16 protein-coding genes are annotated in these 23,967 nt (G+C 44.8%); 9 read left to right on the top strand and 7 right to left on the bottom strand.

Annotated features, from left to right (window positions below):
- Positions 1-81 precede the first annotated feature (81 nt).
- The 3 genes from glmU (at position 82) to H524_RS0108010 (ending at position 5,491) form a co-directional block, all read left to right on the top strand.
- The gene (glmU, locus tag H524_RS0108020; protein WP_027939846.1) at positions 82-1,476 is read left to right on the top strand and encodes a bifunctional UDP-N-acetylglucosamine diphosphorylase/glucosamine-1-phosphate N-acetyltransferase GlmU; all 1,395 of its coding nucleotides are present in this window, start codon (positions 82-84) and stop codon (positions 1,474-1,476) included.
- A gap of 441 nt (positions 1,477-1,917) precedes the next feature.
- Positions 1,918-4,341: a PTS sugar transporter subunit IIA gene (locus tag H524_RS0108015; protein ID WP_169726139.1), complete on the top strand. Its 2,424-nt coding sequence runs from the start codon at positions 1,918-1,920 to the stop codon at positions 4,339-4,341.
- A gap of 283 nt (positions 4,342-4,624) precedes the next feature.
- Positions 4,625-5,491: a molybdate ABC transporter substrate-binding protein gene (locus H524_RS0108010; RefSeq protein ID WP_027939844.1), complete on the top strand. Its 867-nt coding sequence runs from the start codon at positions 4,625-4,627 to the stop codon at positions 5,489-5,491.
- Positions 5,492-5,644: 153 nt separating this feature from the next.
- On the opposite strand, the gene H524_RS14930 is transcribed toward H524_RS0108010, so the two are convergent.
- The 5 genes from H524_RS14930 to H524_RS16565 form a co-directional block, all read right to left on the bottom strand.
- Complete coding sequence (locus H524_RS14930) at positions 5,645-6,616, bottom strand: class I SAM-dependent methyltransferase (RefSeq protein ID WP_052338993.1); 972 nt, start codon at positions 6,614-6,616, stop codon at positions 5,645-5,647.
- A gap of 12 nt (positions 6,617-6,628) precedes the next feature.
- On the bottom strand, positions 6,629-7,489 hold the full coding sequence (gene aroE, locus H524_RS14925; RefSeq protein WP_044121785.1) for a shikimate dehydrogenase: 861 nt from the start codon (positions 7,487-7,489) through the stop codon (positions 6,629-6,631).
- Positions 7,490-7,761: 272 nt separating this feature from the next.
- Positions 7,762-8,340: an L-threonylcarbamoyladenylate synthase type 1 TsaC gene (tsaC, locus tag H524_RS0107995; RefSeq protein WP_052338992.1), complete on the bottom strand. Its 579-nt coding sequence runs from the start codon at positions 8,338-8,340 to the stop codon at positions 7,762-7,764.
- Between the two features lie 203 nt (positions 8,341-8,543).
- Entirely contained in the window at positions 8,544-9,044 is a 501-nt protein-coding gene (gene purE / locus H524_RS0107990) for a 5-(carboxyamino)imidazole ribonucleotide mutase (RefSeq protein ID WP_027939842.1), read from the bottom strand.
- A gap of 315 nt (positions 9,045-9,359) precedes the next feature.
- Positions 9,360-10,670: a DNA topoisomerase family protein gene (locus H524_RS16565; protein WP_052338991.1), complete on the bottom strand. Its 1,311-nt coding sequence runs from the start codon at positions 10,668-10,670 to the stop codon at positions 9,360-9,362.
- Positions 10,671-10,985: 315 nt separating this feature from the next.
- On the opposite strand from H524_RS16565, the gene def reads away from it, so the two are divergent.
- The 5 genes from def (at position 10,986) to H524_RS0107960 (ending at position 17,405) form a co-directional block, all read left to right on the top strand.
- Complete coding sequence (def, locus tag H524_RS0107980) at positions 10,986-11,516, top strand: peptide deformylase (protein WP_027939841.1); 531 nt, start codon at positions 10,986-10,988, stop codon at positions 11,514-11,516.
- A 323-nt stretch (positions 11,517-11,839) separates the two neighbouring features.
- Positions 11,840-12,805: a methionyl-tRNA formyltransferase gene (gene fmt / locus H524_RS0107975; RefSeq protein ID WP_027939840.1), complete on the top strand. Its 966-nt coding sequence runs from the start codon at positions 11,840-11,842 to the stop codon at positions 12,803-12,805.
- Positions 12,798-14,165 carry a 16S rRNA (cytosine(967)-C(5))-methyltransferase RsmB gene (rsmB, locus tag H524_RS14915; RefSeq protein ID WP_052338990.1) on the top strand — a complete coding sequence of 456 codons (1,368 nt, stop codon included), beginning with the start codon at positions 12,798-12,800 and terminating at the stop codon, positions 14,163-14,165. Before fmt ends, rsmB begins: the two co-directional genes overlap by 8 nt.
- 382 nt (positions 14,166-14,547) lie before the next feature.
- Entirely contained in the window at positions 14,548-15,936 is a 1,389-nt protein-coding gene (trkA, locus tag H524_RS0107965; RefSeq protein ID WP_027939839.1) for a Trk system potassium transporter TrkA, read from the top strand.
- Between the two features lie 11 nt (positions 15,937-15,947).
- Positions 15,948-17,405 (top strand): TrkH family potassium uptake protein, encoded by a 1,458-nt coding sequence (locus H524_RS0107960; protein ID WP_027939838.1) that lies wholly within the window; start codon positions 15,948-15,950, stop codon positions 17,403-17,405.
- 195 nt (positions 17,406-17,600) lie between these two features.
- On the opposite strand, the gene H524_RS14910 is transcribed toward H524_RS0107960, so the two are convergent.
- Positions 17,601-19,628 (bottom strand): exoribonuclease II, encoded by a 2,028-nt coding sequence (locus H524_RS14910; protein WP_044121784.1) that lies wholly within the window; start codon positions 19,626-19,628, stop codon positions 17,601-17,603.
- Between the two features lie 823 nt (positions 19,629-20,451).
- Between H524_RS14910 and menA the strand changes: the two genes are divergently transcribed.
- Positions 20,452-21,390: a 1,4-dihydroxy-2-naphthoate octaprenyltransferase gene (gene menA / locus H524_RS14905; protein ID WP_052338989.1), complete on the top strand. Its 939-nt coding sequence runs from the start codon at positions 20,452-20,454 to the stop codon at positions 21,388-21,390.
- Positions 21,391-21,593: 203 nt separating this feature from the next.
- On the opposite strand, the gene prlC is transcribed toward menA, so the two are convergent.
- A complete protein-coding gene (gene prlC, locus H524_RS0107945) occupies positions 21,594-23,651 on the bottom strand; it encodes an oligopeptidase A (RefSeq protein WP_044121782.1) in 2,058 nt (685 codons plus the stop codon).
- Positions 23,652-23,967: the final 316 nt, after the last annotated feature.

Genomic DNA, 23,967 nt, shown 5'->3' with positions numbered 1-23,967 from the left:
GGGATACATCCTGATGGACTTTGTGTGTGTGTGTGTGTGTGTCCATCAGATTAATCATTTTGTTTATATTAAGGAGAGTATATGGCTCTTGAAGTTATCGTCCTTGCCGCAGGTATGGGCAAACGCATGCACTCTGATTTACCAAAGGTGTTGCATAAGGTTGCTGATGAGCCGATGCTCTTTCATGTCATTAAGACCGCTAGTGAGCTTAGCCCATCCAAGATTCATGTAGTACTTGGGCACAAGGGCGAGCAAGTGGAACAAGCTTTACAAAGCCTTGAGGGTGCTTGCCGCTCACTCATTAATGTGTGCTACCAAAAAGAGCAATTAGGTACCGCCCATGCAGTATCTCAGGCCATTCCTTGTGTCGATGCATCCTCAGATGTGATTGTTCTTTATGGGGATACTCCATTAACTCCAAAGAGCGAGCTTGAGCGTTTACTCTCAGGTCTTAACAGCTCTGCTATGACTTTGCTGACCTCACGACCAAAGAATCCTTTTGGCTACGGTCGCATCATCCGTGACTCAAAGGGCAGCATTCGTTGCATAGTTGAAGAAAAGGATGCTAGCGAAGAGCAAAAGGCAGTTCGCGAAATTAACACCGGCATGATCGCCGCATCAGCTGCAGTATTAAATGAGTATTTGCCAAAAATCTCCAACAACAATGCTCAAGGTGAGTACTACCTTACCGATCTCATTGAGCTCTTAGTTAAGGATGGCCGTACCGTAAGCCCTGTTGAGGCACAGCCTCACAACACCATGCTGCTCGAAGGCGTCAATAACAAGGTACAGTTATCTGCAGTTGAGCGTATCTACCAAAAGCAACAAGCCACTCGTTTAATGACTGAAGGCCTTACTTTAGCTGATCCTGAACGTTTTGATCTGCGTGGCACTCTGAGTTTTGGTAAAGACTGCTTTATCGATACCAACGTTATCATTATGGGCAAGGTGGTGCTCGGCGATAACGTAATTATTGGTACTGGCTGTGTACTTAAGGATGTAACCATTGGCGATCGCTCTGAGATCTCTCCATACTCCATCTTAGAAAAGTCTGAGATGAAGGTGCACACTACCATTGGACCATTTGCACGTCTGCGTCCAGGCAATGTGCTTGAAGATGAGGTGCACATTGGTAACTTCGTTGAAGTAAAGAATAGCCATATTGGGGTTGGCACTAAATCTGGCCACCTTACTTATATTGGTGATAGCGATATCGGCTCTGGCACTAACATCGGTGCCGGTACTATTACCTGCAATTATGATGGCGCTAATAAGCATCGCACTGTCATCGGCAAGGATGTCTTCATTGGATCAGATACACAGTTAGTTGCCCCGGTTACTGTTGAGGATGGCGCAACTATCGGAGCTGGCACCACCGTAACTAAGACTGTAGCCGCCAACGCACTGTATATCACTCGCGCAAAGGGTCTTACTAAGGACAATTACAAGCGTCCAACCAAAAAACCTAAGGCTTAATCAGTCACATCGACACAGATCTTTATGCTAATGCAAGCGGCCTCACTTAGTGGGGCCGTTTTGCTTTGGGCACAACACAAACCACCCCTCTGACAGAGTCTAAACATTTGCGCCTCTTATATAGATAGGAGTTTGAGCACCGCTAGTTGTATTTGGGCCCAACAACAGGGCAAACTGTGTGCCCGATCCCAAATTTTGCTAGAATAATGCGCAATTTAGCTTTCACTTTTAAGATCTCAAAGCCAATATGATGTGTTTGGTTGTCACATCATCATGCAAATATAGTCTAATTCTATATGGCGAGATCTGTTGTAGTGAGTGATTGTTCCATAGAGTGGACGCTATAGCTATTTGCGGGGCTAGGCTTATATAAAGTCTAGCATGGGTTGTTTTATCAAGATCGCTGTCATTACCCGTGGCAGTGGTTGCGCCTGGTGTTTTATGAAAGACTTCAAACGTTCTATATCATTTGCATCGTGGCGTGAAAAAATTGCTTTTAGCGTCGGTGTCCTCGGCAAAGAATTAGTGCAAGGTCTTATAAATCTATGCATCTTTGCCTACTGCCTCCATGTACTGCATCTTGAAGCAGCATTTTTGTGTGCTTTGTACTTAGGCTTTCATGTTCTAGGTACTATTGCCAATCCTATTATCGGCTTCTTAGTCGACAATACCTCTAGCCGCTTTGGTAAATACAAGCCTTGGATCTTTTGCGGCTCGCTGTTAAATCTCCTAGCTATTGTATGGATGTACCACTTGCCTGAGCAAGGCGGCAGCATCTACTTAGCAGTAACGCTGTCCTATGCATTATGGTCACTATCGTTCTTTATGATCGATACTGCCTCATGGCCGATGCTGACTATCTTTAGCTCCGATAGCTCAACGCGCGATGCCATGGCCTCAGTTCCATGTATCGCCACCTCGATCGGTACTTTCTTTATACCTATCTGCTCTGTACCCCTGCTCCATTACTACCCGACCATGCTTTCAGGTCCAAATGATGAGTACACTAATGCAGATATCATGAGCATTATTATTTTGGTGGTCAGTCAAAGTGCTTTGTTACTTTTCATTCGAACCAAGTACATTGCTAAAAGACAAGCGCGTAGCATTCGCCGCAATTCTCACAAGCATATGCTGCCGCCATATCAAAAAGATGCCATTGGCTCTAATGGTGGCTATTGCTCTACCAACGACGCGCACAATCTTTACGCTCGTCTTGCGGCTCAAGCGGCACTTAACTACTCTAAATCACAAGACTCAAACAAGCCTCAGATGCAAAACTTTAAGGACTCTACAGCCTCTGAGGGCATAATTAGCTCTAGCTTTACAACTTACGATGCAGCTGTAGTTCAGAACAACGTCAAGCAGTGCTACAACAATGTTATCGGCTATTTTGACCGCGCTAATGTTAATGGTACTGACGATAAGATGGTGGGCTATTCCTCCAATGGAGATAATGCCGGCTCTAATAGCGAGCTTTATGCCTCACTGAATAATCAAGAGCAAAACCATAACCACGAAATTAATGATATTAGTGCTGTCTATGCAGAGATTCGCGAGGCTACAATGGCCTCTAGCAATCAAGAGAACTACGTTAATTCGTTTAATGAGCTCTCACCTGTTGCGCATAGCAATCATCAAGGTAGCTCTGAAAGCCTCATCAAACAAATTAAAAACATTGCCCAGATCGTGTTGCACAACGATCAGCTGATGGTGCTCTTTATTTGCGGTGTATTAATTAACATAGCTTTAGGCATCACCGTTGGCTCTATTTTTAATCTCTTAAATGCCAACAACCTCTTTAACAATCACTCTATATACACTGCACTTTTAGTTGGCTGCTTCTTACAAATTACCTGTATGGCTTTGTATGAGCCAATGGTGCGCATGCTCTCTAGAGCCTTTGTCTTTAACTTTTCAGTCTACTTATTTATAGGCGGCGCTGTAATCCTCTTCTTAGCGCAAAATGCCTCTGACATGCTTACCGCACTCATAACTGCTGCATTAATCTTAATTAACTGCGGCTTAGGCATGTGTCATGTCAGCCTGATTTCAATGACTGTAGATACCGTAGACTATGGAGAGTTTAAACTTTCACAGCGTAATGATGCCCTGATTTTCTCTATGCGCATTACCTCAGTACACTTAGGTAGCACCATTTCATTCTTCTTCTTTGGTGGATCTATGGCAGCAACTTTTGTCTTTGAAGACTCTCAAGTGCCGCTGCCAGAAATGAACTCGAATATGGCGACTATCTTTGTTGCTATTTTGTGTCTAACCACCCTCTTTATCTACAGTGCTTACTACAAGCTCAATGGCAGCTTCTATCGTAATGTGCTCAATAACCTGCAGTACTTACGTCAAAACTTTCGCTCAGCTGATAATGTTGATAGAGGCCCATTTATGCTCCGCTATGCGCTCGATGAGAGCACTATGATTGTTAAGCTCAAAGCAAGCAATCAAGATGACATCATCCGCGCCATGGTGCAAAAACTCTCTAAGGTCAATGCTATTACCTCGGAGCATGATTACTTAAGCGATCTTAATGCACGCTTAGAGCTCGGTCCTTGTGGCGTTGCTGAAGGTATCGCGCTGCCGCATGCAAAATCATCTTCTGTATTGCGTGCCACTGTGGTAGTTGCCACCCTTGATACCCCAATCGACCTTGGCTCCCTTGATGGCCGCAAGAGTGATCTTATCTTCTTGCTTGCTAGCCCTGATGACGGCGAGACCCACTTAAAACTTTTAGGCCGCCTCTCCTTGTTACTAAACGAGCCAGGTTTTGCCGACAAGCTCCGTGACTGCGGATCAACTACTGAGATCTTTGAGCGCCTTGTACAGTGTGAAAAGCACGTGGTCAAATAAGCGCCCGCTCAGTAAGCTCGCTAAAACAACCCTCGATCGCATCAACACTACTTGTCGAACACATCATCTTGCAAAGGCACTAAGTGCCTAAGAGCACGACAGGCACAGATCCACCAAAAAAAACCATGTTACCCTTTTGCATGAGGCAAGATCCTTAGCGCCTAGGAAATGGGTATTAGTTGAATGCTTTTCAGGTATTAAGTAATTTGTACATATGCATGAGATAATCGGCATAGGCTAATGATAAGATCTGCTTACTTGTACTTGAAGCTAGGAAGGATATATGAGTATCTCTGTATTACGCTCACATAAGGCAGTACGCCTCTTTAAACTCTTCTGTGCAGGCAGTGCCGCTTTTAGTGCTTTAGTGCTTGCTGCCACTCCTAGTTTTGCCCATGCTACAGCCAACGAAACGATCGAGCAGAACAATATCATTAAGGTATGTGCTGTACCGCAGCTATATCAGGCAGTTAACCTGATGCAAAATGTCTCAAAGATTAAGTTTGAGCCTACCTTTGCAACAGCTAACGAATTGTATGCCATGGTAGCTAACGCCCCTGAAAACAACACTGTAGCTGTCTGTGATGTAGTGCTTTCATCTGATGAAAGACTACCAATTAGCCTGATTCGCTCTCAAAGAGCAGTAGGCAGCTCTATGGTGCCTTTTGCTATTGCTCCTTTAGTATTTTGGTCACGCGATCCTGAATTATTTAGCTCCAAAGGCAATACTGCGCAAAACCTGTTGCGCAAACATCAGATTCAAAGCCTCGCACTAGCGTCAGCAAACCAAACTCCTGTTGGCTTTGCAACCGCACAGCTTTTGAAAAACTCAGCTTTTAATACATCCTATCTGAAAGACAAAACCTATAAGAGCGAACACGAGTACCAAGTCTACTCCATGGTCTCTAACGGCAATGTTCAGGTAGGCATTGTCACTAAGCCATTAGTTGCTCAAATAACTCGCGAGCTCAACGGCTCTTATTACGAGGTGCCACGTAATCTGCACTCTGATATTCAGTACTATGCAGTTTTAATGGAGCAGTCCAAAACCAATCGTAAAGCTAAGGCTTTCATTGGCCGCCTCATAAAAGATAAGCGCATTCAGGAAGTCCTCCACATTACTGGCTTCTCCCCAATCACAACAGACTAATCCAATAATCAAAAAAAATTACATAGCGTAAGCCTAAGACTATCTACTAAAGAGCAATTAGCTCTCTTATCAAATGAAAATGGCGAGGTGAACTCGCCATTTTCATTTGAATCATACGTAAAGCAGCCATCACATTAGATCTTGGCTAATGCACTAAGGCTTATAGCAATCAAATCGACATTGGCCACCGTCAACAAAATAGGCTCTTTGTATATCTACAGCACTAACTGGCTCTGCTGTTGAAGGGCGCTTGACCACCACACGCTTAGTCGCAAGCCTTAAAGCAATGCGAATAAAGTCTTCAATGTCCTTGTCCTCACCAATTACTTGTCTAAACAAGAACATATCTTTCTTAACTACAGCACTCTTTTCTCGTTCTGGGAACATAGGATCGTAGTAGATCACCTCAGGAGCCTCCCCAACGTATGAGGCTATAGTGCCTATTGCCTGAAGCTTTGGCAAAGTAAAAGGAAAGAAGCGTGACTTAGATGCTCTCATTAACGCATCTTTTAAGATAATCCAGATAGGCAGCTGTCTTTCAAAGGAGAGCACCTGAGCTTTAGCATGAGCTAAGATCATGGACTCTCGGCCTAATCCTGCAGTGGCATCAAAAACTAAAGCCCCATCTTCAATGCCATTCATCACTGCACGAGCTAAAGGCTCTTTTTGTCTACCACCGCGTAGCAGTCTTTGACGATATGAAACTTGCTCAAAGTCGATGACTAATGGCTTCATCTTAGCTTGTAGCAACAAACTCATACCAGCCATGCCGTCATCAAAACCAATTAAGGCATCCCCATCGCTAATAAACGATGCATATTCGCTGTTTAAAAACGCCTCATGTCCATGTTTATGGATTAACGCACTTGCTTTGGCTGCAGCATCTTTAAGTGCAGCTGTGCTCTCATCGCCCACCACATAAACAAGCCTATCACCATAGCTACCAAGTAAAGTAGCGTCCGATAAGCAAGAGATCTGAGTGCCATCCACCTGCAAAGAAGAATCCCCACTCACATCAGATACACAAGCATTAGTAGCTACTGCCTTTTCAATAGATTGCTTGATCTCATCAATAAATAAGCTTGCTTGCTCATTAGCATTTAGATGTAAGTATAGTTTCTTCACGATTGATCCTATTTAGCCGAGCTCAGAGCGCAGATAGTCTAAGGTAGCGCCAATATCAGGACGCACTCCAGTCCATAACTCATATGACAAAGTAGCCTGACCGACAAGCATACCAAGACCATCAAAACATGCCTTAACGCCAAGGCTCGAGGCCTTATCAGTAAAGACAGTGCTACCTGTCTTAGTGTAATAGAGATCATAAGCAAAGGCAGCATGAGTGTAGATGCTATCAGGAATCTTAGGCAACTCTTTGCTCACTGATAAAGACGTAGAGTTAATGATCACATCATAATGATCATCAGGTAAAAGATCATCAAAAGTACAAGCTCTGCACTTAGCCTCAGAGCGATCAAGCAGTACTTCATCTAGGCCTTGCAGTAATTGACTTGCCTTTGAGACAGTACGATTAACTAAGGTAAGCTCGCTTAGTGCAGCTTCTTTACTCAAAAGTGATGGCAAGATACCTCGTGCAGCACCACCTGCGCCGATGACCAACACTTTAGCTTGCTGCAAAGGAGCATTTAGACGTAATAGATCGCTATAAAAGCCAAAACCATCGGTATTGTCACCAATATAGCGCTCGTTTCCATCCGCACTTTGAATGCGTTTGAGGGTGTTTACCGCCTTAGCAATACGAGCACGATCGGTAAGCTCATGTGCAAACTCATATGCCTCAATTTTACATGGCACGGTTATATTACAGCCAAGACCACCTGAGCTAAAGAATGCATCAGCAGCCTCTTTAAAGCTACCTTCAACTAGCAAACGCTCATACGAGATCTCATGCCCATGTAATTTAGCAAAATGCTGATGAATAAGAGGGGACATGGAGTGTGCAATAGGATTACCAAAGACTGCTAGTTTGAGTGCCATAACGATACCTGCTAGAAAGTGTATTTCTGCTTTAGCATATCAAACCACACTAGACAGTCATACTATCTCACCGCAATAGTACACATGCACCAAGCCTATTATGCCCTTGCAGCCTAGCTACCCAAGATTTAGCTAGCCTATTATGCCCATGCAGCATGACTAACCTAGATTTAGCTAGCCTTATGCCCATGCAGCCTGGCTAACCAAGATTTGCTAGCCTATTATGCCCTTGCAGCCTAGCTAACCAAGATTTGCTAGCCAAATACGTTCTGCTATGGGCGCAATATTGCTCCGGTCATAGCATCATAGATAGTGCTAGGTTTGCTTAGTCCTTGACATGGCTCATCAAGAACATAGTCAACAACAGAACCAAAGACTCTCTTAAGCTCCTCCAGATCTGCAACAGGCTCAGTGCCTGAAATATTGGCGCTAGTTGAGACAATAGGACAATTAGTCTGCCTGCACAGCTCTTGTAATAAAGGAAAGGCACTTACGCGTACGGCAACGGTATTTCTGCCACCAGTAAGGACACTTGGCAGTGATGGGTGCGCAGGAACAATGAAAGTGGCATGTCCTGGCCACTTTTCATGAATAAGACGCATGCTGTTTTGAGATAATTGGGCAAAATTTACAGTACCCTCAAGCATAGCAATATCCGATGCCACTACAATAAGACCCTTGTTGAGCGCACGATGCTTAATACTAATAACTCTTTGTACGGCATTGACATCATTGACTCTAGCTGAAAGTCCAAAGACACCTTCAGTTGGGCAGGCGATCACACCACCCTCTTTTAAAGTCTGGGCTGCCTCTGCAATCTTGTAGCTAACCGCATCGCTTATCTGTGACAACTTCTAACACCTCAAACTCAAGCAGCGCCGCCCAAAACTGTAATGAGCGAATCAAATTTACTTACTTTGGCGACAAACAAAAAGGGGCATCCATGTGGATCACCCCCTTTTGTTGATTTCAGACAAGATTAGTTTGTATCATGCCTGATCTGCAAATCTTTATAGCAGCATTAACAAGCCAGTTAAAAGACCTGTTTTGATAATTAGAGCTTAGCTTGTAAAGCAGCGTCTTTAGCCATTACTTCCTCAGCAGCGGCCTGACGGTTTGCCTTAACACGAGCGTCTAAGTCCTTATCAACTAAGGCCATGATCTGGGCTGCTAAGTAACCTGCGTTCTTGGCACCAGCCTTACCAACTGCAACAGTTGCTACAGGGATACCACCTGGCATCATTACGGTTGAGTAAAGAGCATCAACGCCATTTAATGGACCGCCATCAACTGGAATGCCGATTACAGGACGGGTAGTGCGAGCAGCAACAGCGCCAGCTAAGTGAGCTGCTAAACCAGCTGCACAGATAAATACGCTAGCACCACGCTTCTCAGCATCTTGAACATAGTTTGAAACTACATCTGGAGTACGGTGAGCAGAAGCTACACGTACTTCGTACTTGATATCAAAGCCCTTTAAAACATCAAGAGTGTTGTTCACCAAAGGTAAGTCTGAATCTGAACCCATGATAATGACAGCAAATTGCTCTGACATCGTATTCTCCGTTAAATCTGATATCTTAGGCATCCTTATGCCCTACTAAGCCTTAAATTATATCATGAGCAAAGTGCCTTATCGCACATGTCACACTTATGGACATGCCCATTATCCCTCATGCTCACACAAGATTACCTCCAATATTTACAAGGCAAACAAGAAGGCCTCATAAATGTAAGCCGTGTTAAAAGCACTGCTTTTGTAAAATGTGTACCCTTGCTCATGTGGCACCTGAGGCTGTTGGAACGACTTATCCATGTGAGCTTGGCATTTTTGGCTTTGGCAAAGACTTATCCATGTTCGCTAGGCACTTTAGGCTTGCGGTGTTTGAGCGAGCATCTCTTGTTTACGACGGCGGCGTGATGCACACAGTGGATTGCCGCAAATAAGAGCGATACCAGCTTTCACCTTCTTTTTGTACTTAAGAGGGAAGCCACACTCCTTACACTCGCTTGCCACCGGCACACCTGGTAGTATGAACTCACAGCTTGGGTAGTTATTACAGCCAAAGAAGATGCGTCCTGAACGTGCTCTTCGGCGCTCTAATTGCCCATTGTTGCACGATGGGCAGCTAATCTCCTCATCAACCGAGTCCTCTTTGTAAGTGTAAGTACATTGAGGGTAGTCTGAGCAGCCAATAAAAAGACCATAGCGACCTTTCTTTACGGCTAACCCTGCCCCACACTCGGGGCAGGTGCTTTCTAGCGTCTTAAGCGTTACGACTGCATTAGATCTAGCTGTGTAATAGCGTAGCTTACACTTAGGAAAGCATGAGCATCCTAAAAACGCTACCCTCTCATTTTGTCTTAAGATAAGGCTGCCCTGTCCGCATGCCGGGCATGGATCACCCTCTTTGAGCAGCATCTTGTTATAGCGTTCTTGATCAGCTGCAGATAATTCAGGATAAGAAGCCTCATTATCTGCAATCCCGCTTTCGATTATCGCCACTGGCTCTGCGATAGTAAGGTCTGGCTTTGCCTCCTTATCGCCATCAGCAATGCCGTCTTCTAAAGAAGTATCTTGCTGCGCTTTAGCACTTAGATTTTGGCCATTATCATGAACAATCTTTGTCTCATCACTGCTTGAGGCCTCTTCATCCTCAACCACCTCAATCATCTTGTTGAGAATTTGCACCGCACTGCCAGAGGCTAGACTCTCGCTATCCTCTACGGCACTAACTTGCGCTCCACTTCCGCTTTGCTCTAATGCACTAACTGGCGCTCCACTTCCGCTTTGCTCTACGGCTCCAACATGGGTTGCATTTCCGCTTTGCTCTACTGAATTAACAGGGGCTGAGCTTTCGCTCTCCTCTATGGTCGTGGTTTGCTCATCTTTAGTATCAGCGGTTACAACGACAGCAGTGGCTAGGTTACGCTTGGGCATATCCTCAAGCGCATCAGGAGCTTGTTGATTTTCATCCTGTGTAAGGAGGGGAGTAGATGCGTTTACATGCAGCTCATTGTTGTGCTCATCTACATGAGTGGAGCGTGTAGATCCATTTTGCTCTAGTGTTGGCATGCTCGATGGGCTTTTGCCATTATCTGTCTCATTAGTTGAGATATCTACAAGTGACTCTGTAGTCTCTATATGAGCGTTAGTTGTGAGGTTATCGTTTTGCAGCATGGTAATTATGCAGCCTACTTGATGAGACTGAAAACATGAGAAGAATGATTAATTTGAGGAAAGGCATTTTACTCTATGATTCAGTCATTTGAGCATGAAGTGCAATCTTCATTACTTGACAGGCGTGGTAAGATATCAACGGAATTTTTGATTCTATTTTTTCTTGGACCATGCTTACAATGGCTCAATTATCAGCTTTTGTAAGTTCTTAGCATGCTGTATCGTTTAACTTAATTGCCTTAAGGCTACTTAAGTAGAGCTAGGTTAGTCATGGTCTAAATACTTAGGTTTGATGACACGAGGTTTTTGAAGAACATGGCTGTTCGTGAGATCCTGATTTACCCAGATGACCGTTTAAGAGCCCCAACTGTTGAGGTCACTGTCTTTGATGATGCACTTAAGGCTCTGGTTCAGGACATGTTTGATAGCATGTACCACTATGACGGTATTGGTCTTGCGGCTCCTCAGATTGGCGTGAGCAAGAAAGTCGTAGTTATCGACATTGCTGATGTTGACAGTGAGGGTCAAGTTCTTAAGCACAATCCTATGGTAATCATCAATCCAAAGATTGTTGAAAAGAGCGGTAGCATCGAATACAAAGAGGGCTGTTTATCAGTTCCTGAGTACTACGATACTGTTACCCGTGCTGAGCGTGTGAAGGTTGAATACCAAGACGTAGATGGCAATCCACAGTCCATTGAGACTGGTGACTTATTAGCTATTTGCCTGCAGCACGAGATCGATCACCTTGATGGTCACATCTTTGTTGACTACTTAAGCAGCCTTAAGCGTACTAGAGTCACTAAAAAGATGGCCATGATTAAAAAAGAGCGTGAGGAAGCATAGTAGTTCTTTATACGCTTTAAGTAAGCTTGTACATACGCCATTTATGCCTGTGCACAGGCAAAGCTTAATGCGCTACCCCACCTCTTAATTCTTGTCTCGAAGCTACCTGTGTCAGAGCAGGCCTTGTGCACCATAGGTAGCTTACAAAGCTATAACTTAGCTTATAGAATCCATTTCTATCCTGAGGCATTATCAGCCCGTATCTTTTATCCAACACCACCTCAATGCTCTTAACCTTAATGCTGCCTTGTGCGTAGCATCTTAGTTATAACTTGTATGAGCTTGGATAAACGATACACACTTGTAGGAGCCTAGAAACTTAGATGGCTGAGAAAATCATATTTGCAGGCACTCCAGACTTTGCAGCCGTGCACTTACAAGCACTGCTCGACAAAGGCTTTGATGTAGTTGCTGTTTATACACAGCCTGACCGTCCAGCAGGTCGTGGTCACAAACTCACACCAAGCCCAGTTAAAGAGCTAGCCCTTAAGCACAACCTGCATGTTTACACTCCACTGAACTTCAAAGAAGAGGAAGATAAAGCACAGTGGGAGGCAATTGGTGCTGACATTGCAATTGTGGTTGCATATGGCGTCATCTTGCCAGAGCGTGTACTTAACGCCCCTCGTTTAGGCTGTATTAACGTACACGGCTCATTACTGCCAGAGTGGCGTGGTGCTGCCCCAATTCAAAGAGCACTGTTAAGTGGAAAGGGAACTACTGGCGTTACCATCATGCAGATCGTTAAAGCCTTAGATGCTGGCGATATGCTCTTTAAAAAGGAAATGCCGATCTTAGATAGCGATACCTCAGGCTCTTTATTTGAGCGTATGGCAACTGTGGGTGCTGAGGCTTTAGTTGAGGCCCTGCCAGATATTCTTAGCTCTAAGATCACCCCTGAGCCTCAGGATGAAAAGCTTGTAACCTATGCAGCTAAGCTAAGCAAGGAAGAGTCGCCGCTTAACTTCAACAAAAGCGCTCAAGAGCTGTGTTTGCAAGTGCGTGGTCTTAACCCTTGGCCAGTAGCTACCACCTCACTTGGTGATACCTTATTTAAGGTCTTTGAAGCACATGTCTTAGCTGATGGAGAAATTGGCGCTCTTGGAGACACCTCCAACCTAGGTGCTGGCGCTATCGTTGAGGTAAATGCCTCTGGCATCGTCGTAAAGTGTGCCGAAGGCTTCTTAGTTTTGAAGACCATTCAGGCCCCTGGTAAGGGAAGAGTGAGTGCCGCTGACTTAGCTCGCTCCAGAAAGGAACAGTTTGCAAGAGGTGTGTGCTTTGCCTAAGTTTGAACGTCCCGCATTTCGCAAGTCTAAAAACTTTAAGCCAAAGACTCCTAAGGTTGAAGTCGCTGGCTCGAAGTCACGTGCTGCTGCAGCCTTAATCGTTGAGGCGGTGAACAAAGGTGTATCCATGAGTGAGGCAGTGCCACAGTACTGCGCACAATTTGACTCTCGCGATACTGCCTTTATCAAAGAGATCGTATACGGTACCTTACGTCACCGTCGTATCCTCATGGGTACTTTAAAGCCAATGTTCGACTTTAAGATTACTGAGCGTAATCGTGTTGTACAGGCTTTACTCATTACTGCCATGTATCAAATTGTCTACATGCGCGTACCTGCCCATGCTGTAGTTTCAGCTACTGTTAGTGCCTGTGGCGATATTGGTAGAAAGTCTTTCACCTCTACAACTAACGCCATCTTACGTCGCTTTTTACGTGAAGGTGCTAAGGTTATTGAATCAGATAATGATGCGGTGACCTACTCTTTCCCTGACTGGCTCGTTACTCGTCTTCAAGATGGCTATGACGCAGCTACTGTCAAAAAGATTCTAGAGGCATCCAATATCAAGGCTCCACTGTTCTTGCGTGTAGAAAACTCTAAGGTCAGCACTGAGGAGTTCGTTGAGCATTTAGCCAAAAAAGAAATTAGCTCCACGACCTCTAAGTTGTGCAAGAGCACCGTTAAGTTAGATGCTGCAGCTAATGTCTACGATATCCCAGGCTTCTCTGAGGGTCTGTGCACCGTACAGGATATCTCTGCTCAGCTTACCGCTGATTTTCTCAAGCTCGACAAAGACAAGGCCATGCGCATCTTAGATTGTTGCTGTGCACCAGGAGGCAAGACTGCTCATATCCTTGATCTTTCGCCTAAGAGCCACGTAACTGCTTTAGATATCGAAGAGTCCCGCTTAGAGCAAACTGTTTCCACCTTAAAGCGCTTAGGTCGCCTCAAGAATGTGGAACTTAAGGCAATGGATGCTACGAATCTTGATGCGCTTGAGGGAAGCTTTGATCGTATCTTAGTCGATGCTCCTTGCTCTGGTACTGGTGTTATTCGTCGTCACCCTGACATCAAGTGGCTGCGCCGCGATAAAGATATTGCCGCCTTATGTGAGATTCAAGCAAAGATCTTAGATGCAGCTTATGAAAAGCTCTCTAAGGGCGGTGTTTTACTCTATACCACCTGCTCTATCTTGCCTGATGAAAACATCCGTCAAGTTGAGGCCTTCTTAAAGCGCCATAGCGACGCTATTCAAGACCCAATTTGCTTAGATGGAAAAGAGTACACCACCTTGCAAAGACTGCCTGGTGACGATGACGGCGACGGCTTCTTCTACGCTCGTTTCATCAAGCCTGAATAAGCTTTGAAAATGACTTGCCCTCCATAAGGCCAAGTCTTAGTAGTGGCCAGTCTTTAGTAAGGACTTGGCCATACGTAATGGCAAGTTATAAATTATAAGAAAGACTCACTAAGTGGGCATGCCATACCATGCGGCCTTAGCTACTAAAGGCTTGCATGTACTCAAAAGGCTTATGTATATAGCCTAAAGTAGTAGTAACATCTGAGGCCTAACATCAAGCTGATGTGGCTTCTAAGAAGTGCGACATTCTTGGTTTCAAGCGCTAGAGAAAGGCCTAAGCTAGTTGAAAGGCAAGGTGAGCTTTTCAACTGACCTTAGGCGCAATAGCGGCACATTAACTATTGAGTCATTGACTTTAGCTCAATGAGTATCGGGGATCATAGTGAAAATCATCATTATCGGTGCCACTCAAGTTGGTACCGAGTTAGCCGAATATCTGGTTCAAGCCGGTCATGCGGTAACTCTTATTGATAATCCATCTACCGAACTGACACAGATTGCTAACCGTCTCGATCTGCGCGTAGTACAGGGCGATCCTACTTGGCCATCCGTTTTGCGTGAGGCCGGTGCCCGTAACACTGAACTGTTAGTAGCTACCGCGCCTAATGACGAAATTAACATCGCTACCTGTTCTGTTGCCGCTGCACTGTTCTCCATTCCCCGCAAGATTGCGCGTATCCGCGCTTCAGACTTTTTAAGTGAGTCAGATAAGCTCTTTGGACCTAAGGCCATCCCGATCGATCACATCATCTCTCCAGAGCGCATCATGGCCGATGCAATTGATGATTTGATGGAACTACCAGGAGTAACTGCACTGCACTCCTTTGCCAAAGATCGTCTCATCATTACTGCCGTATGCGTAACTAAAGGCGGTAAGCTGATTGGAGCCTTAGTCACCGATCTTGAAAACTACGATGGTCGCTGTAAGGTGCTAGCCGTTTATCGTAACGGACAGGTATTAGATAAACTCAGCACTCAGACTATTGAAGAGGGTGATGAGATCTACTTTTGCGCCGAGCGTACCCGCACCTTAAATCTCATTGGTGCACTGATGCCACTCAAGCCAAATGGCAAGAACGTGGTAATTCAAGGCGGCTCTCACATTGCTGATGCTATCGCGATACGTTTAAGTAAGCGCTATAACGTGAAACTGATTGAGCCAGATCCTGAGCGAGCTGAACGTATCTCACCACGCTTTAAGGACATGCCTGTTGAGCTCTACTGTGCTGAAGCATCGAATATCGACTTCGTGCTTGAAGAGAAGCTCTATCACACTGATACCTTTATTGCCGCTGCTCCTAGTGAAGAGAGCAACATCATGGCATCTTTACTCATTCAGCGCATGAACAAGGTACGTACTATCGCTATCATTCGTCAGCCATCACTGCAAGATATTGCTCAGGCCGGTAATGAAATCAATGCCATCGTATCCCCACGTGAATCTGTAATTTCCGCATTGCTCTCTAACATTCTCCAAGAGGGTGTAGAACGCATGCGCATCTTCAGACAAGGACAGGCTGAGGCTTTGGAGCTCTTAGTTCAAGGTAATAAGCGCTCTTCCAATGTGGTAGGTCGCAAGATTGAAGATCTCAACATCCCAGCTGGCGTGCATTTTGGTTTGGCACTACGCGACAAGTTAGTAGTGAAAATTGACGAGAACTTCATCTTTGAAGATGGCGATCGTGTCGTTACTTTCCTAACCGACCGCATGCAGATGAGAAACTTAATTAAGCTCTTTAAACCACGCGCCTTCTGGCTGCCTCACTGGTAGAGAGGTTAAACATGGTTATTAATCTTTATGCCGTGTCCAAACTGCTTGGACCATCCTTAATTGCCGTGGGTATCACTGGACTGATTCCAACTATCTATGCCTTGTTCACCCACACTGATGGTGCTTTTAGCTTTGTGGCTATGACCGTTATCTCGCTAGTCGCTGGTAAGATCTTATCCATGATAGGAAAGAGAGCCGGTAATTACTCTGTTTCCATTCGTGAGCTGTTTTTGTTTACCGCCTCACTGTGGACTTTGATTGCGGTTATCAGTGCTATTCCTATCTACTTCTTGCTGCCTGATGTGGATTACGCCGGAGCTGTCTTTGAAACAGCATCTGCCCTTTCAACTACAGGCGCTACTGCAATTAATGCTTTGGACACTAGGCCTGACGCTATTTTACTATGGCGCTCCATGCTACATCTACTTGGCGGTATCGGGTTCGTGGTGATTGCAGTTGCTGTGCTGCCTCAAGTTGCTATGGGTGGTATGAATATCTTCAAAACCGAAAACACCTACTTTGAGAACAGCTCTAAATTCACACCACACGTAAAGACCATGTCTTTTGCTATCTTGGGCTGGTATATCGCAACCTTTGTGCTTTGTACCATTGCCTATGTCATTGGTGGATTAGATTTCTTTACCGCTATCAATGCTGCAGCAGCTACCGTTTCAACTGGCGGCATGATGCCAACTGATGCATCGATGAATGGTCTTAGCCCATTTGTACACTATTCGGCATGCTTCTTTATGTTTATCTCAGCATGCCCATTAACTGCCTTCATTGCATGTATTATTGGTGACTATCGTAAGCTCTTTGGCGATGAGCAGATCCGCACCTACTTCTTCTTAGTGTTGATCGTATCTTTAGTCGTAGCTGCAACTTTATACCTGAAAAATGAATATGAACTAGAGCGTGCCTTCCGTATTGCCCTGTTTAATGTCATCTCCGTTAGCTCCTCCACAGGCTTCGCTCTTGAGGACTTTACGCTGTGGAATCCTGTAGCCACAGTCATTTTTATGTTAATTCTGCCTATAGGCGCTTGTGCAGGTTCGACATCCGGTGGTTTAAAAATCTTCCGTATTAATGTGTTGCTCTCATTATTTAGAGTGCAATGTATTAAGAGTATTCACCCTCACCGTGTGATCCAGCCTCAATTTAATGGCAATCCTGTGGATGCTGCCACTGTACAAAGCATTGTTACTTTCTTTAGCTCGTATTTGATCGTTGCAGTCATATCCTCTTTCTTAGCCATCATAATGGGCCTAGGTGCTTCTGATGCGTTTTCTGCAACTATCACTTGTCTATCAAATATTGGACCTCCAATGGGTGATCAGCTCACCCCAAGTGGCAATTTTGCAGGCCTTGGCTCAGGCCTTCACCTCCTCTTTGCCTTTGATATGCTCTTAGGCCGTCTTGAGATCATACCTGTGCTACTGTGCTGCACCCGTATGTTCTGGCGAGCCTAGCAACCATAGGCTAGGCGAACCTACCAAGGCAGGTTTACTTAGCCTTAGCTCTTGCTAGCCTAGATAGCCTTTGCTAGTTAGGCAAACTTAGGGCATGACGCATCGCTCCTCTTTTAAGACGTCTGCCGCCCATAAAAAAGGCCCGTGATATTTACGGGCCTTTTTTTTGGTAAAAATTGAATGTACAGTTGCGCTTTAGCGACGGTTATTTGCCTCACGACGCTTTAACATCGCCTCTTCAATGTTCACAGCAGGAACACCCTCAGGCAGCTCTGCCGGAGCGCCCACGATAGAGCGGTTAGCCTTATCGATAGAGACAATACGTACTTTAATTGGATCACCTAAACAGAAGATCTCCTCGCCCTTAAAGGTGATGCGACCTTCGGCACTGTTGAAGTCGATATTATCGCGATCAGAGCTAAACAGACTCATAGGTACGAAGATAAAGGCACCGTTAGCGACTAAGCTTACACGGATACCGCCACGTACTACATCGAACAGCTCACCATCAAAGACAGTCTTGTTCTCTACATCTGGGGCTAAGTAATCAGCGTATAACCAATCACGTACACCACGCTCAGCCATACGATTAGTACGACGGGCTAAGTTCATCACAGCTAAGGTATTCTCATCTGGCATACGTGGATGCTCCTGATCGCAGATGACAGACTTGATTAAACGGTGGTTAATCATATCGCCATACTTACGAATTGGAGAGGTCCAAGTTGCATAAGTCTCAACACCTAAAGCGTAGTGAGGTGCTGGGTTGATGAGCATCTGAGAGTACTCTTGGTACTTACGCAGCATATTGTCTAAGTAAGTCTTCTCGAGGCTATTGGCATAGCGGCGTGCTGCGCAGAAGCCTTCGATTTTAGAGAGCTCTTCTTCAGTAGTAGTGAAATTAAACTTACCTAAAAGCTCTACTACATCGCCTAACTCTTCTTTAATAAAGCCAGCGTGGGTATTGAAGATACCAGTATTGAGGTTCTTTGCAAGGAAGCTACCGCAAGCTACGTTTGCTGCAATCATGCACTCTTCAACGATCTGATTAGCAATGCGACGGTAGTTAACCTCAATGTGATCAAGAGCGCCATCCTCAGTGAGCACGAACTCATAATCAGGACGAGTACGGAAAGAGGCAAGCTTAGTAGTACGGTAGTTATCACGCACCTTAGTCATAGCAACTAAGTCTTCAATCACGCGCTTGATAGTCTCATTTGGATTGAAGTTAGTAGTGTCGCCGTTCTCAATGTAATCAGATACGTAGTTGTATACGAGTTTACCGTGTGACTTGACTAAAGCAATCTTGAACTCAACATTGTCAGTGTCGATGTTACCCTCATTATCAATATCGATAATGCCAACTAACGCTGGGCGATTTTCATTCATACGCAGTGAGCACAGATTGTCTGCAAGCTCACGTGGCAGCATTGGGATGTTACGACCTGGTAAGTAGATAGAGAAAGCACGCTTTGAGGCCTCCTCATCTAAAGCAGAGTTCTCATCGATATAACCAGTTGGATCAGCAATGGCTACAAAGAGCTTGAAGCCATTTTCATTACGCTCAATGTACAGAGCGTCGTCCATATCCTCAGTCTTTTCGCTATCAATTGTAACGAAAGGAACATTAGTCATGTCCTCACGAGGGAAGTTTTCCTCTAAGAACTTAAACTCATCGGTGCTAAGAGGGGATTCAGTTGGCAGATCAAGTGCACGCAGGCTTACCACCCATGGAGTGGTTGGATCAGAGCTATCGGTAATCTCTTCAACAATAGCAACACGGAAGTGACCATCCTTAAGTGCATGCTTCTTAAGTGAGCACATCACCCAATCGCCTTCGTTTAGCTTCTTGCTCTTATCCTTACGGTAGTCATCAGCCAAATAGCTCAGCTTAATGCCTGGGTTATCAGGATTGATGTTGAGCTTACCGTTAATGTAGGTTACGCGAGCAACAAACTTTTCTTTTAAAGCGCTATCGACTAAAGACTCAGGAGCAGCCTGACTCTTGCCGCGCTCTTTATCCTCAGTGATGACAGCAACAATGCGGTCGCCGTTCATCAGTTTCTTCATTTCCTGAGGTGGGATGAAATAGCTATTCTTGTCCTGAGCAACCTCTAGGAAACCAAAACCACGATCAGTTGCTCTTACAATACCTTCTTTCTTGATCTTTTCGGCATCAAAACCTTTCTTTAATGCCTGTAAGGCAGGATCATCAAATAACATAACAGCCCCTTTAGCAAGTTTGCGTGCAACAACGCGTTAAGCCAATACCACAGCACTACAGGCTATGCCTTGAACTCGAACCCTCAAGTGCAGTTCATGCTAGCTTGAGGATATAGGTGTATCTGTGCTGCAGCGAGTACCTTAAGTCAGTTAAGTACCCAAGCGCTTAGCGTTGTGTGTATTGACGCCTGACACTCACCGCATCCGAAACTCAAATTTGTGTGCGAATTATACTAGAAACAAGTTGTTTTTCGGCTGATCTCCGCATAATTTAGATTTTTTCGCCTTAAATAGCCCTTTTGTGACTTATTCAAACGCGAGCAAAGGTCAAAATTATGTAGTTTTAAAATAATTTGCTACATACCCTATACAACAAAAACAAATAGCTGACCTAAACTAGCTCTGATTGAGAGAAACTACTAATTGATACGTGTACAGCGCCCTTAGGATTCTAGCTCTGTCGCATTTGCAGTCATGAAAGATGAAAACAAAGCACAAACCCGCTAAAATGCATGAGCAGTTTTTATGGCAGGTTTGTTCTATGTTCACTTGCCTAACTTTAAAAACACATCCATATCGCACAGACATTCATGTCTGATTGTAGAGTGTTGCAGTTTTTAGCAGAGATAACCACTCTTGTTTTAAGCATGGCTTAACACTGTGGCATTAGCCAAGATACGCTAACTTATCAGATCATAGTGAGCTAGAGATTAAACACCCCCATAGTTTGACTAAGATTACAATCTTGAGTGGCACTCTCTGCTAAAAGCTGCAAACTTATTTAAATACCAGCACGTAAGTGCAGGTTTTTGGAAACAACAAAATGATCAAAGACTGGATTAAAGAAACCCGTCCACAGACATTGCTTTTAGGTGCTACTAATTGCGCTGTTGGCTGCGGTCTAGGCTTTTACTATGGAGCAGTTAATGCCTACAACATAGCCGCTGCTTTCTTAATTATCATCACTGCCATGCTCTTGCAGGTACTGTCAAACTTAGCTAATGACTATGGTGATGCCTTTAAGGGAGCTGATGGCGCTAATCGTTTAGGCCCTATCCGTGCTGCCATGACAGGTGCCATCAGCCTCAATGGCTTAAGACGCTTCATGGCTGTAGTTACCATTTTGCTAACTTTCACCGGTCTTACTGCTGTCTACATGACATTAGGCAACGATAGCCATGCTTTTGCTTGGTTTATCTTCTTAGGCGTTATCTCCATTCTTGCAGCAATTCTCTACACCTTAGGTGTTTCCTATGGCTATAGAGGACTTGGCGATATCTCTGTATTCTTATTCTTCGGTGTTCTCGCTGTAATTGGCCCACAGATCATGATTACCAATGCCTCAGGTAGTGGTTTTGAAATCTACCCTGATACCTTCATGCTCTGCATCAGCGTTGGCTTAGGCTCAGTGATGGTGCTCCACACTGCTAATATGCGCGACATCAAAGAGGATAAGATCACTGGTAAGCGTACTATGGCCGTGCGTTTAGGCTATCGTTTTGCCACTATTTACCACAGTGTATTATTTGCTGGTGTACTACTTTCTTCCTTTATCGCCTGCTTCATGTCCCACAAGGGCTGGGAAATTAGCATTCTGGCTTTATCCTTAATTCCTCTGGCCTCCTCTACTTACCGTACCATCATTAATGTACGTGACGGTTCTAAAGTAGCTCCAGAACTTAAGTACACTCTTATCGGTTGTGCCATTCACCACTTTGCATGGCTCATCGTACTGCTCGTTGATTTCTGGGTTTACTACTAAAAAGCAACAGCATATGAGCATTGGCCTCCATGAGGCCATAAAAAAGGAGAGGCCATAAGTATCTTATGGCCTCTCCTTTTTTCATTCCTGTTTACAACAAAATGCCGCAAGCAGTGGCATCTTTGTAGGCCAACAGCGCCATGCTATTGGCCTTATAGCATAACAAATTGTTTGAGCGCTGAATAACAAATTGTTTGAGCGCTTTAGGCACTAATGCCGCTCTGACGTAAGAGTGCATCAACCTCTGGCTTGCGACCACGGAATGAGATAAAGCCCTTCATTGGATCGCTAGCACCGCCACAGGCAAGAATGTAGTCCTTAAAGTCCTCGCCAGCCTTCTCGTTGAAGATACCCTCTTCTTCAAAACGACCAAAGGCATCAGCGGCTAAAACCTCAGCCCACTTGTAGCTATAGTAGCCTGCAGCATAACCGCCTGCAAAAATATGGCTAAAGCTATCTGGGAAACGGGCATCTGCATATTGAGGAACCACGCTGACTAAGTCTTTAACCTTACCTAAGGTCTCATAGACACGTGAGCCTTTCTCTGGGTCATACTCAAGGTGCAGTCTGAAATCGAAAAGGGCAAACTCAAGCTGACGGAGCATAGCCATGGCAGACTCAAAGTTCTTAGCCTTAATCAGAGCATCAAGCTTGTCCTTTGGCAGCGGCTCTTTGGTGGTTTCGTGAGCAGATAAGAAGTTTAAAACCTCCTCTTGCCATGCATAGTTCTCGTTGAACTGAGATGGTAGCTCCACCGCATCCCAAGGCACACCATTGATACCAGAAACGTCAGCAATATCGATGCGAGTAAGCAGCTGATTCAGACCATGACCAAACTCGTGGAATAAGGTAACCACCTCATCGTGAGTGAGCTGTGAATCCTTGCCATTCATTGGTGGGGTGAAGTTGCAAACTAAGTAAGCAACTGGCAGCTGCAGTGAGCCATCATAGCGGTAACGGCGCGACATAGCCTCGTCCATCCAAGCACCACCACGCTTACCATCACGAGCATACAGGTCGATGTAGAAAGTGCCCATCTTGGAGCCAAAGCGGTCATAGATGTCGTAGCAACGAACATCCTCATGCCATACATCCACACCAAAGCGAGGGCGGAAAGACACGTTATAAAGACGCTCAGCGCAGGTAAATAAACCTGAAACTACCTTTTCAGTGCCAAAGTATGGACGTAACTCTTGTGGGTCATAAGAGTACTGCTCTTTGCACAGCTTTTGTGAGTAGTAAGCAACATCCCAAGGCTCGAGATCGCCTTCAAGACCATTTTTAGCTGCAAACTCTTTGAGCTCATCAATTTCTCTTTGACCTTGAGGCTTGGACTTACGAGCTAAATCCTCTAAAAACTCGATAACCTCTTGTGGATCTCTAGCCATCTTAGTAGCTAAGGAGAGGTGGGCATAGCTTTCAAAGCCTAAGAGTTGAGCCTCTTCATGACGCAGGCGCAGAATGTTATCAATCTTATCTTGGTTATCCCACTTGTTAGCATTAGGACCCTTATCAGAGGCACGAGTTACATAAGCAATGTAAAGCTCTTTACGCAGCTCACGATTATCTGCATAGGTCATAAATGGCAGGTAAGAAGGGATGTCTAAAGTAAATACTAAGCCCTTAAGATCGCGCTTTTTAGCCTCAGCACGCGCCTGATTGATCTGAGAGGATGGCAAGCCCTTGACCTCATCTTCATTCTCGATATGTAAGATGAAGTTCTTGGTAGCATCTAACACATTGTTAGCAAAGTCAGACTGTAACTGAGAGAGCTCAGCACTAATCTGAGCATAGCGCTTTTGTTTGTCTGCAGGTAAATCCACACCTGAGAGGCGGAAATCTCTTAAGGAGTTTTCAATGGATTTCTTTTGTGCAGAAGTTAAGAGGCTATAAGCATCTGATTTAGAAATCTTCTTAAGTACATCGCACAGTGGCTTGTACTGTCCGACGAAGGTGGAGTACTCGGACATGATAGGCAAGCAGCTATCATGAGCCTTTCTAAACTCCTCGGTATTGCACACGCTGTTTAAGTGAGAAACCACTGACCAGACACGAGAGAGCTTGTCATCGGCCTCCTCAATTGGAGCCATGACATTATCCCAGGTAGGATCGTTTTCATGTGCAGCAACTACTGTCTTGATAGTTTTAATGCTGGCATCAACAGCTGCTTTTACTGCATCAAACACATGCTCATGTTTAACCTGCGAAAAGTTAGGTAAGCCCTGTAATGCAGTTAATGGATTGATAGTATGCTCGCTCATGAATAACCTCAGCTCAGTCGGGCAATCCTAGCTATAAAAAAAGAGGCACATTAAACCTCACATTTCACAGCCATATATTCAGCACAGCAGCTTATATCTGATGCGTAGAACCACTACGCCTACGCACAATGCTGCTTCTAATTATTTAAATGCTATCTAACCTCTTTAGCTAGGTAGCCGCACCGACACCCCATACAAACAAGCGTACAGAGCTAGCAGCCCATACAAAATCTAGTGTAAAGAGCTAACAGCCCATACAAAACCTAGTGTACAAAGCCCGGCAGCTCATACAAAATCTAGTGTAAAGAGCTAACAG

The sequence above is a fragment of the Anaerobiospirillum succiniciproducens DSM 6400 genome (assembly GCF_000482845.1).
Lineage (GTDB): Bacteria > Pseudomonadota > Gammaproteobacteria > Enterobacterales > Succinivibrionaceae > Anaerobiospirillum > Anaerobiospirillum succiniciproducens.
The sequence above is the reverse complement of the archived record's forward strand: the minus strand, read 5'-3'. Positions and strand labels throughout refer to the sequence as shown.

Coding starts and splice junctions, on each gene's coding strand:
- def (WP_027939841.1), top strand. CDS start 10,986: ATGGCTGTTCGTGAGATCCTGATTTACCCAGATGACCGTTTAAGAGCC.
- purE (WP_027939842.1), bottom strand. CDS start 9,044: ATGTCAGAGCAATTTGCTGTCATTATCATGGGTTCAGATTCAGACTTA.
- fmt (WP_027939840.1), top strand. CDS start 11,840: ATGGCTGAGAAAATCATATTTGCAGGCACTCCAGACTTTGCAGCCGTG.
- H524_RS14910 (WP_044121784.1), bottom strand. CDS start 19,628: ATGTTATTTGATGATCCTGCCTTACAGGCATTAAAGAAAGGTTTTGAT.
- H524_RS16565 (WP_052338991.1), bottom strand. CDS start 10,670: ATGCTGCAAAACGATAACCTCACAACTAACGCTCATATAGAGACTACA.
- aroE (WP_044121785.1), bottom strand. CDS start 7,489: ATGGCACTCAAACTAGCAGTCTTTGGTAATCCTATTGCACACTCCATG.
- H524_RS0108015 (WP_169726139.1), top strand. CDS start 1,918: ATGAAAGACTTCAAACGTTCTATATCATTTGCATCGTGGCGTGAAAAA.
- H524_RS0108010 (WP_027939844.1), top strand. CDS start 4,625: ATGAGTATCTCTGTATTACGCTCACATAAGGCAGTACGCCTCTTTAAA.
- H524_RS0107960 (WP_027939838.1), top strand. CDS start 15,948: ATGGTTATTAATCTTTATGCCGTGTCCAAACTGCTTGGACCATCCTTA.
- glmU (WP_027939846.1), top strand. CDS start 82: ATGGCTCTTGAAGTTATCGTCCTTGCCGCAGGTATGGGCAAACGCATG.
- menA (WP_052338989.1), top strand. CDS start 20,452: ATGATCAAAGACTGGATTAAAGAAACCCGTCCACAGACATTGCTTTTA.
- prlC (WP_044121782.1), bottom strand. CDS start 23,651: ATGAGCGAGCATACTATCAATCCATTAACTGCATTACAGGGCTTACCT.